This is a genomic window from Streptomyces sp. NPDC058401, assembly GCF_042722885.1.
In the GTDB taxonomy this organism is placed as follows: Bacteria; Actinomycetota; Actinomycetes; order Streptomycetales; family Streptomycetaceae; genus Streptomyces.
Map to the genome: position 1 here is coordinate 1 of NZ_JBHXKA010000219.1, position 7,917 is coordinate 7,917.

Annotated in this window: 9 protein-coding genes; all 9 read right to left on the bottom strand. The window is 71.1% G+C overall.

The annotated features are described in order from the left end of the window. Positions 1–110 precede the first annotated feature (110 nt). Complete coding sequence (locus ACFWNV_RS38315) at positions 111–1,109, bottom strand: lysophospholipid acyltransferase family protein (RefSeq protein ID WP_383956542.1); 999 nt, start codon at positions 1,107–1,109, stop codon at positions 111–113. Next, the gene (locus tag ACFWNV_RS38320; protein ID WP_383956545.1) at positions 1,109–2,164 is read right to left on the bottom strand and encodes an NAD-dependent epimerase/dehydratase family protein; all 1,056 of its coding nucleotides are present in this window, start codon (positions 2,162–2,164) and stop codon (positions 1,109–1,111) included. The genes ACFWNV_RS38315 and ACFWNV_RS38320 overlap by 1 nt, the downstream gene beginning before the upstream one ends. Positions 2,165–2,259: 95 nt before the next feature. Next, positions 2,260–2,358, bottom strand: coding sequence for a 30S ribosomal protein bS22 (locus ACFWNV_RS38325; RefSeq protein ID WP_003948845.1), 99 nt, complete (start codon positions 2,356–2,358; stop codon positions 2,260–2,262). A gap of 142 nt (positions 2,359–2,500) precedes the next feature. Further along, the gene (locus ACFWNV_RS38330) at positions 2,501–2,710 is read right to left on the bottom strand and encodes a helix-turn-helix domain-containing protein (protein ID WP_162688852.1); all 210 of its coding nucleotides are present in this window, start codon (positions 2,708–2,710) and stop codon (positions 2,501–2,503) included. A gap of 114 nt (positions 2,711–2,824) precedes the next feature. Further along, a complete protein-coding gene (locus tag ACFWNV_RS38335) occupies positions 2,825–3,655 on the bottom strand; it encodes a phosphatase (protein WP_383956548.1) in 831 nt (276 codons plus the stop codon). 167 nt (positions 3,656–3,822) lie between these two features. Continuing rightward, a complete protein-coding gene (locus tag ACFWNV_RS38340; RefSeq protein WP_383956561.1) occupies positions 3,823–4,974 on the bottom strand; it encodes an acetoin utilization protein AcuC in 1,152 nt (383 codons plus the stop codon). After that, positions 4,946–6,175, bottom strand: a complete 1,230-nt coding sequence (locus ACFWNV_RS38345) for an MFS transporter (RefSeq protein WP_383956551.1) — start codon at positions 6,173–6,175, stop codon at positions 4,946–4,948. Before ACFWNV_RS38345 ends, ACFWNV_RS38340 begins: the two co-directional genes overlap by 29 nt. A gap of 59 nt (positions 6,176–6,234) precedes the next feature. Continuing rightward, positions 6,235–6,939, bottom strand: coding sequence for an HAD family hydrolase (locus tag ACFWNV_RS38350; protein ID WP_383956554.1), 705 nt, complete (start codon positions 6,937–6,939; stop codon positions 6,235–6,237). Between the two features lie 80 nt (positions 6,940–7,019). Continuing rightward, positions 7,020–7,775: a nucleotidyltransferase domain-containing protein gene (locus ACFWNV_RS38355; protein ID WP_383956558.1), complete on the bottom strand. Its 756-nt coding sequence runs from the start codon at positions 7,773–7,775 to the stop codon at positions 7,020–7,022. Between the last annotated feature and the right edge of the window lie 142 nt (positions 7,776–7,917).

Consider the following 7,917-nt stretch of genomic DNA (forward strand, 5'->3'; position numbering starts at 1 on the left):
CCGGCCTGGGCATCATGGCGGAGGCCGCCGACTTACACCAACCGCCGGGGGGGCTGTAAATCCCCCCCCGCCGGCGTTTGCGGCGTGCCCGCTCATCACGTGCCCGCTCATCAGAAGAAGACGGACCTCCGCTGCACCAGCAGCTTGTACAGCGTGTGCTGGATCTGCTCCCGCACCTGATCCGTCAGGTTGAACATCAGCATCGGATCCTCGGCGGCCTCCGCCGCGTACCCGTCCGTCGGGATCGGCTCCCCGAACTGGATCGTCCACTTCGTCGGCAGCGGCACCGCCCCCAGCGGCCCCAGCAGCGGGAACGTCGGCGTGATCGGGAAGTACGGGATCCCCAGCAGCCGCGCCAGCGTCTTCGAGTTCCCGATCATGGGGTAGATCTCCTCCGCCCCCACGATCGAGCAGGGCACGATCGGCGTCCCCGCGCGCAGCGCCGTCGACACGAACCCGCCCCGCCCGAACCGCTGGAGCTTGTACCGGTCCCCGAACGGCTTCCCTATCCCCTTGAAGCCCTCGGGCATCACGCCCACCAGCTCCCCGGCCTCCAGCAGCCGCTGCGCGTCCTCCGCGCACGCCAGGGTGTGCCCGGCCTTCCGCGCGAGCTCGTTCACCACGGGGAGCATGAACACCAGGTCCGCCGCCAGCAGCCGCAGGTGCCGCTGCGCCGGATGCTGGTCGTGCACGGCGACCTGGAGCATCAGACCGTCCAGCGGCAACGTCCCGGAGTGGTTCGCCACGATCAGCGCGCCGCCCTCCTTCGGGATGTTCTCGATGCCCTTGACCTCGACCCGGAAGTACTTGTCGTACAGCGGCCGCATCAGGGACATCAGGACCTGGTCCGTCAGCTCCTTGTCGTAGCCGAAGTCGTCGACCTCGTACTCCCCGGTGATCCGGCGCCGCAGGAACGCCAGCCCGCCGGCGATCCGCCGGTCCCAGGCGTCGCCCGCCGGCTCGGGTACGGCTTCGACCACCGGCTCCGGCACCACCGGCTCCGCGACGGGCGCGAGCGGCGCCTCCGGCGCGACCCGGACCCGCCGGGCGGGCGAGGACCGCCGTCGCGGCCGGTCCTCGTCGAAGGGAATGACCTTGGCGTCCGCCACTATCGCTGCGCTCCATCCATGTCCACGTCCAGCACCCCGGCCACCCGGTCCACGGCCCGCGCCACCCGGTCCGGCGGCAGCAGCCCGCCGCCGCGGCTCCGCGTGAAGTCGGCGAAGGTCTCGGCGGTCGTATACATCGGCTCGAATCCCAGCACCTCCCGCATCTGCGCGGTCTCCACGACCCGCCCGTGCGTGAGGAGCCTTATCTGCTCGGGCGAGAACTCCGTCGCCCCGACCGCCCGCAGCGCCGCACCCACCCAGGTCACCGCGGGCAGCAGCAGCGGTACCGTCGGCCGTCCCAGCCGCCGCGCGCACTGCGACAGCAGCAGCACCCCGTCGCCCGCGATGTTGAAGGTCCCGCTGAGCCCGCCGGGCCCGCTGGTCTGCGAGGCCAGCCGCAGCACGTCCAGTACGTCGTCCTCGTGCACGAACTGCAACCGCGGGTCGTAGCCCAGCACGGTCGGGATCAGCGGCATCGAGAAGTACTCGGCGAGCGCCGAGTCGGCGAAGGGCCCGAGGATGTTGGCGAACCGCAGCACGCACACCGCGACGTCGGGCCGCCTGCGCGCGAAGCCGCGTACGTACCCCTCGACCTCGGTGGCGTCCTTGGCGAAGCCGGCGGTCGGCAGCGACTTCGGCTGCGTGGTCTCGGTGAAGACGGCCGGATCCCGCGAGGTGCCCCCGTACACACTGGTACTGGACTTCACCACGAGCCGCCGTACCGTCGGGGACTTCTGGCAGGCTCCCAAGAGCTGCATCGTCCCGATGACGTTGGTCTCTTTGACGGTGCTGTACGAGACGGAGCCCGCGCCCGTCGCCGCGCCCCCGGTGACCGCGAGATGGACCACCGTGTCGACGGCGTTCTCGGCCAGCACCCGGGCGATCGCCGACTGCCTGATGTCCGCACGGACGAACTCGGCCGAGCCGAGCCGGTGCGGCGGGGTCACCGCGTCGACCGCGATCACCCGCTCGACCTCGGGGTCCCGCTGGATCCGCCGCACGAAGCGGCCTCCCAGCTGCCGGGCAGCCCCGGTGACCAGCACGACCTTCCCCACGAGCTCAGCGCCTCCCTCGAAGAAGTCCCCCGGCTGCACCGCAGCCCCTCCACCAGAATGGTGGAGGGGCTGCGGTAAACACGTACAGCTGCCGTTTACTTCTTGTTACGGCGCTGGACGCGGGTGCGCTTGAGCAGCTTGCGGTGCTTCTTCTTAGCCATCCGCTTGCGCCGCTTCTTGATAACAGAGCCCACGACTACCCTCGCTCACTTCTCTTTATTCGGTGCGGGGCGTCGGGGCCCACACGACCTACGTCGGCCTAGCCTACCCGCCCGAGCTCTGAGCTTGTAATCCGAGTGCCCCCGAGGGGTAACCGCGCGCTCCCGGCCCTCGCCCTCAGGCCGATTCCACCCCCACGAAGGACTCGCGGAGGTACTCGTGCACCGCGTTTTCCGGGACCCGGAAGGACCGGCCCACCCGGATTGCGGGCAGATGACCGTTGTGTACCAAGCGGTACACGGTCATCTTTGACACTCGCATCACCGAGGCGACCTCCGCCACGGTCAGGAACTGAACCTCACTGAGAGGCCTCTCGCCAGCAGCCATGACACACCTTGACCTTCCGCGCATGACGGGCACCGGCTTCCCCTCCGGTTACGCCCCGTCGTCGCACGCTCACTCACCAGAGTAGGGGCGTGTGATACGAGTGGGGAAGAGGAGCTACGTCCACTCCTGCGGACCCGGCAGACTCGCCCGGTTGAGCACATAGCGAGTAAGCGGTCGGTAGTAGTCCGCGCGCACCGCGTCATCAAGTGGAACCGCCACCGACACCTGCCCCTCGGCTTCCCCCACGAACAGCGCGGGATCATCGGTATCGGCCAGCCCGATCGCCTCCACACCCAGCTGACCTGCGCCGCAGACCCACCCGTGGTCCCCCACCACCAGCTCCGGCAACGGCCCGCCGGCCTCCGCCAGCGCCCCGAGGGCGATCCGAACCGGCAGCGGCGAATGGGAGTGTGCGCCGGTGTCACTCCCGTCCGGCCGCGCGCCGTCTTCCCGCACCAGTGCGACCCCTCGTACGTAATCGATGCGGTGCGTGCGTACGCCGAACCGGGTCTGCATGTCGACGGGTACCCCCCGCGCCGGAGTGAGGACTTCACATCCCGCCGCCGACAGGGCCCCGGCCAAGGTGGCGTAGAAGTCCAGGAGCCGGTGCGGGTGACCGGTCCCGAACAGCACCGGCGCCCGGGCCGCCGCCACCGCCCGCAGCCTCTCCGCGAAGGCCTCCAGCCCCGCCACCGTCAGCTCCGGATCGATCACGTCCGGCCCGCTGACGTGCGCGGGATCCGCCGAGACCCCGCACTTCTGTGCCATCAGCCGCAGCAGGTCACCCTCGCCCCACCCCCACGCGGGATCCAGTCCCAGCAGCACCCGCGGGTCCCGCGCCGCGAACAGCCGGTAACTGCGCAGGCTTTCCTCCCGAGAGGTCGCGACGGGCCCGGCCAGGCGGGCGGCCAGCAGATGCGCACGCAACGCGCCGGTGCTCAACACCCTCCCGATGCTCCCGCACCTACCCTGACGCCTCACCAGTTCCGGCCAATCCCCCACCCGTTGGCCCAACAGATCCAGCCCCGCCGGCGTTTGAGGCGCGGGCTCTGGGGCGGAGCCCCAGGGAACGGTGGAAGGGCGGGTAGGGGACGGCCCCGCAGGGCTGGGGCTCAGGCCAGCAGCCCGCGCAGCGGGAACACGGCCCGCCGGGTGGCCAGTACGGCCTGGTCGATCCGATCGGCAGGGTCGTAACCACCCTCCCAGTCCCGCCACCCCGGCTCCCGCCCGTCGGTCATCCGCCCGGGCGCCACCACCCCCGTCCGCGCATACACCGCATCCCGCCAAGACCCCGGCACAGCCGTCTCGGGACCGATGGGCCGATGTCCGGCGATCGCCACCAGATGCGTCCACGACCGCGGCACGACGTCGACCACGGCATACCCGCCGCCACCGAGCGACAGCCACCGCCCGTCCGCCCCACACGCATGCGCCAGCTCGTGACACGCCTCCATCACCGCCCGCTGCGCGTCCAGCGACACCGCCAGATGCGCCAGCGGGTCCTCGAAGTGCGTATCGGCCCCGTGCTGCGTCACCAGCACCTGCGGCCGGAAGTCCTCCAACAGCTCCGGCACCACCGAGTGGAAGGCCCGCAGCCACCCCTCGTCCCCGGTCCCGGCGGGCAGCGCGATGTTCACCGCCGACCCCTCCGCCGCCGGCCCGCCCGTCTCCTCCGGCCAGCCCGTCTGCGGGAACAGCGTCCGCGGATGCTCGTGCAGGGAGATGGTCAGCACCCGCGGGTCGTCCCAGAACGCCGCCTGGACCCCGTCCCCGTGGTGCACGTCCACGTCCACGTACGCGACCCGCTCGGCCCCCAGCTCCAGCAGCCGCGCGATCGCCAGCGCCGCGTCGTTGTAGATGCAGAAACCCGCCGCCCCACCGGGCATCGCGTGGTGCAGCCCGCCGGCGAAGTTCACGGCGTGCGCGGTCTCCCCGCGCCAGATCGCCTCGGCCGCCGCAACCGACTGCCCGGCGATCAGCGCGGACGCCTCGTGCATCCCGTGGAACGCCGGATCGTCCGCCGTCCCCAGTCCGTACGAACCGTCCGCGACCCCGGGGTCGGCCGACACCTCGTGCACGGCCGCCACGTAGTCCTCGCGGTGGACCAGCCGCAGCGTCGAGTCACCGGCCGGCCGGCCCGCCCGTACTTCCAGCTCCCGGTCGAGCCCGAAGGCCCGTACCAGGCCCATGGTCAGCTCCAGGCGCACCGGGTCCATCGGATGGCCCGGCCCGAAGTCATACTTCGTTACCGCCTCGTCCCACATCAACAGCCCGGTCACCGGTTCGCCGCTCATGCCGGACACCGTATCGGGCGGGCTCCGGAGCGAACGAGCGGGCATAGAAAAGAGTGACGAGGACCAGCACCATCGGCACGAGCATCGCCCCCCGGTAGCTCCAGGCGTCGCCGATCCCGCCGACGAGCGGTGCCCCGATGAGGAATCCGACGTAGTTGAAGATGTTGAGCCGCGCGATGGCCGTGTCGGAGGAGTCCGGGAACAGCCGGCCCGCCGCGGCGAAGGTCTGCGGCACGATCACGCACAGCCCGAACCCCAGCAGGGTGAAGCCGAGCATGCCCACCCACGCCCCGGGCGCCACCGCGACCACGGCGAACCCGCCCGCCGCGACGACCGTCCCCATCCGTACGACGGCCACGGCCCCGAAGCGCCGCACCCCGAGGTCCCCGACGGCCCGCCCGAGCAGGGTGGTCACCATGTAGACGTTGTACGGAACGGTGGCGAGCTGCTCGGAGCTGCCGAGCACGTCCTGGAGGTACTTGGCGCTCCAGTTCGAGACCGTCGAGTCCCCGATGTACGCGCACGCCATCACCAGGCACAGCGGCAGCAGCAGCTTGAACCCGCCCGGTCCGAGCCCCTTGGCGGCGCCGGCCACGGCGGTCTTGGCGTCCTGGTCCACGTAGAACCGGCTGGCGATCAGCGCGAGCGGCAGCAGCACCACCACGGCGGGCAGATAGGAACTGAACAGCGAGAGGTGCCAGTGCGCCCCCGCCCACGCGGCGGAGGCACCCAGGATCCCGCCGAGGCTGTACGAGGCGTGGAAGCCGAGCATGATGCTGCGCCCGTAGGCGCCCTGCAGGCTCACCCCGAGCATGTTCATGGAGGCGTCGAGCGCCCCCACGAACAGCCCGAAGGCCCCGAGCGCCAGGGCCACGTGCCACATCTCGCTGCCGGCGCCGACCCCCAGCAGTGCGAGCAGCACGAGGGGCTGCGCCCACCGCAGTACGGTGCTGGGCGCGACCCGCTTCACCAGGTGCTCGGTGACCACGCTGGACACACCGGCGAGGATCGGCACGGCGGCCAGGAACACGGGCAGCAGTGCGTCGGATATCCCGTACCGGTCCTGAATGGCGGGGATCCGCGTCACGAGCAGGGCGAAAGCCACGCCCTGCACGAAGAAACTGAACCCCAACGCCCCGCGCCCGCGGCGCAGCCGCACGTCTGCTGTCATGGCGGCTCAGCGTAGGCGCCGGTCCTACCGGTGGGTAGAGCGATCACATATCGATTGGGTCAGTGCGAGAACCCACCGCTGTAGCCGGTGTAACCGGTCTCGGAACCGAAGCCTTCCGCCAGCCCCAGCAACCCGCCCAGCTGCTTCATGTCCCCGAAGTACGCGGTGGCGCCGGGCAGCCGGTCGGCGGGCACCATGGCGGTGTACCCGAACACGTCCATCCCCGCGGCCAGCGCGGCCTGGACGCCCAGCGGGCTGTCCTCGATGACCACGCACTTGGCGGGTGCCACCCCCATCTGGTCCGCGGCGTGCAGGAACAGGTCCGGGGCCGGCTTGCCCTTGCCCACGTCCTCCGAGCTGAAGATCCACTCCTCCTCGAACCACTCGTCGAGCCCGGCCGCCCGGTGCCCGACGCGGATCCGCTCGTGGCTCCCGGAGGACGCGAGGCAGTACGCGGTCCCGCTCTCGACCAGAGCCGCCAGCACCTCGCCCACCCCGGGCACGGGCTTGAGCTCCCGCTCGAAGGCCGCGAAGGTACGCGCGTGCAGCGTGCTGTCGAAGTCGGCCGGCAGTGCCTGCCCGGTCCGTTCCCGCACCAGGTCGTGGATCCGGTGGACCGCGGCGCCCATGTAGTCGCGGAGCGACTCCTCGTACGAGGTCGGGTGGCCCAGCTCGGTCAGGTACCCGGCGAGGATGCTGTTGGCGAGCGGCTCACTGTCCACCAGCACGCCGTCGTTGTCGAAGATGACGAGGTCGTAGCCCATGCGACAACCCTACGAGCCGTCGGTGCCAATCCATCCGGACCCCATGCCGGGCATCCGCAGGACATCCAAAGATCCTGCCCTCACCCGGCCCGCTTCCCGGGAGCCGTCGCGACCGACTCGATGACGCCCCGCCAGGTCCTGCGATAGCCCTCGCGCAGCGGCCCGCCGACGAGGTCCAGCACCTCCCGGGCAGCCGCTGCCAACCTCGCCGGGTCTCCGGTCGCGCACACGCCCAGGTGACCGTCGAGCAGGTCCTGCCCGAGCCCCGGGTCCGCCTCCCGCAGCCGGCGGGGCAGCCACTTCCCGCCGCCGCTCCACGCCCGGTGATGGTCGAAGAGCAGCTCGGCCGCCCCGGCCAGCACCACCCCGGCGACGGCCACCCGCTCCAGGGGGTCCTCCGCGTCCCCCAGATCGTCCAGCGCGTCCGTCAGCCCGTACCGCTTGGTCTCCACGGCATCCGCCTCCAACGCCGGCGGCCCGAGCCGCAGGGCCGCCTCGGCCGAGGCCCGGGCCCGTCCCGCCTCCCCGTCCCGGTCGACCAGCACGAGACCGCTCGCGTACATGGCCTGCAGTACGGCACGCCGCGTGGCGACGTCCGCGGCGAAGAGCTCCGCCAGCCCGGCCCGCGTGTGAACGAAGAGCTCCACCACTCGCCCTTCGCACCGCAGCGTCTCCCGGTAGGTCTCGCCGCCGTCCTCGATGAGCACCGCGATGTCCAGATCGCTCGTGGACTTCGCCCGCCCCGCAGCCGAGGAGCCGGCCAGAACCACGGCAAGGGCATCGGGAAAACGTTGGCGGGCGATGCGTCGCGCCTGCTCGACGGGGTCTGCGTCCATGCCGACCAGGGTTCCACCGCCGCATGATCACCGGCCAGTGATTTTTGCCCGTAAACGCAGAAAAGCCCCGTACCGGTTTCCCGGTACGGGGCTTTCTACAATGATTGTTCGGCGGCGTCCTACTCTCCCACAGGGTCCCCCC

Excerpts from the sequence above, each read along its gene's own strand:
- ACFWNV_RS38355 (WP_383956558.1), bottom strand. The coding sequence starts at position 7,775 with ATGGACGCAGACCCCGTCGAGCAGGCGCGACGCATCGCCCGCCAACGT.
- ACFWNV_RS38350 (WP_383956554.1), bottom strand. The coding sequence starts at position 6,939 with ATGGGCTACGACCTCGTCATCTTCGACAACGACGGCGTGCTGGTGGAC.
- ACFWNV_RS38345 (WP_383956551.1), bottom strand. The coding sequence starts at position 6,175 with ATGACAGCAGACGTGCGGCTGCGCCGCGGGCGCGGGGCGTTGGGGTTC.
- ACFWNV_RS38340 (WP_383956561.1), bottom strand. The coding sequence starts at position 4,974 with ATGTGGGACGAGGCGGTAACGAAGTATGACTTCGGGCCGGGCCATCCG.
- ACFWNV_RS38330 (WP_162688852.1), bottom strand. The coding sequence starts at position 2,710 with ATGGCTGCTGGCGAGAGGCCTCTCAGTGAGGTTCAGTTCCTGACCGTG.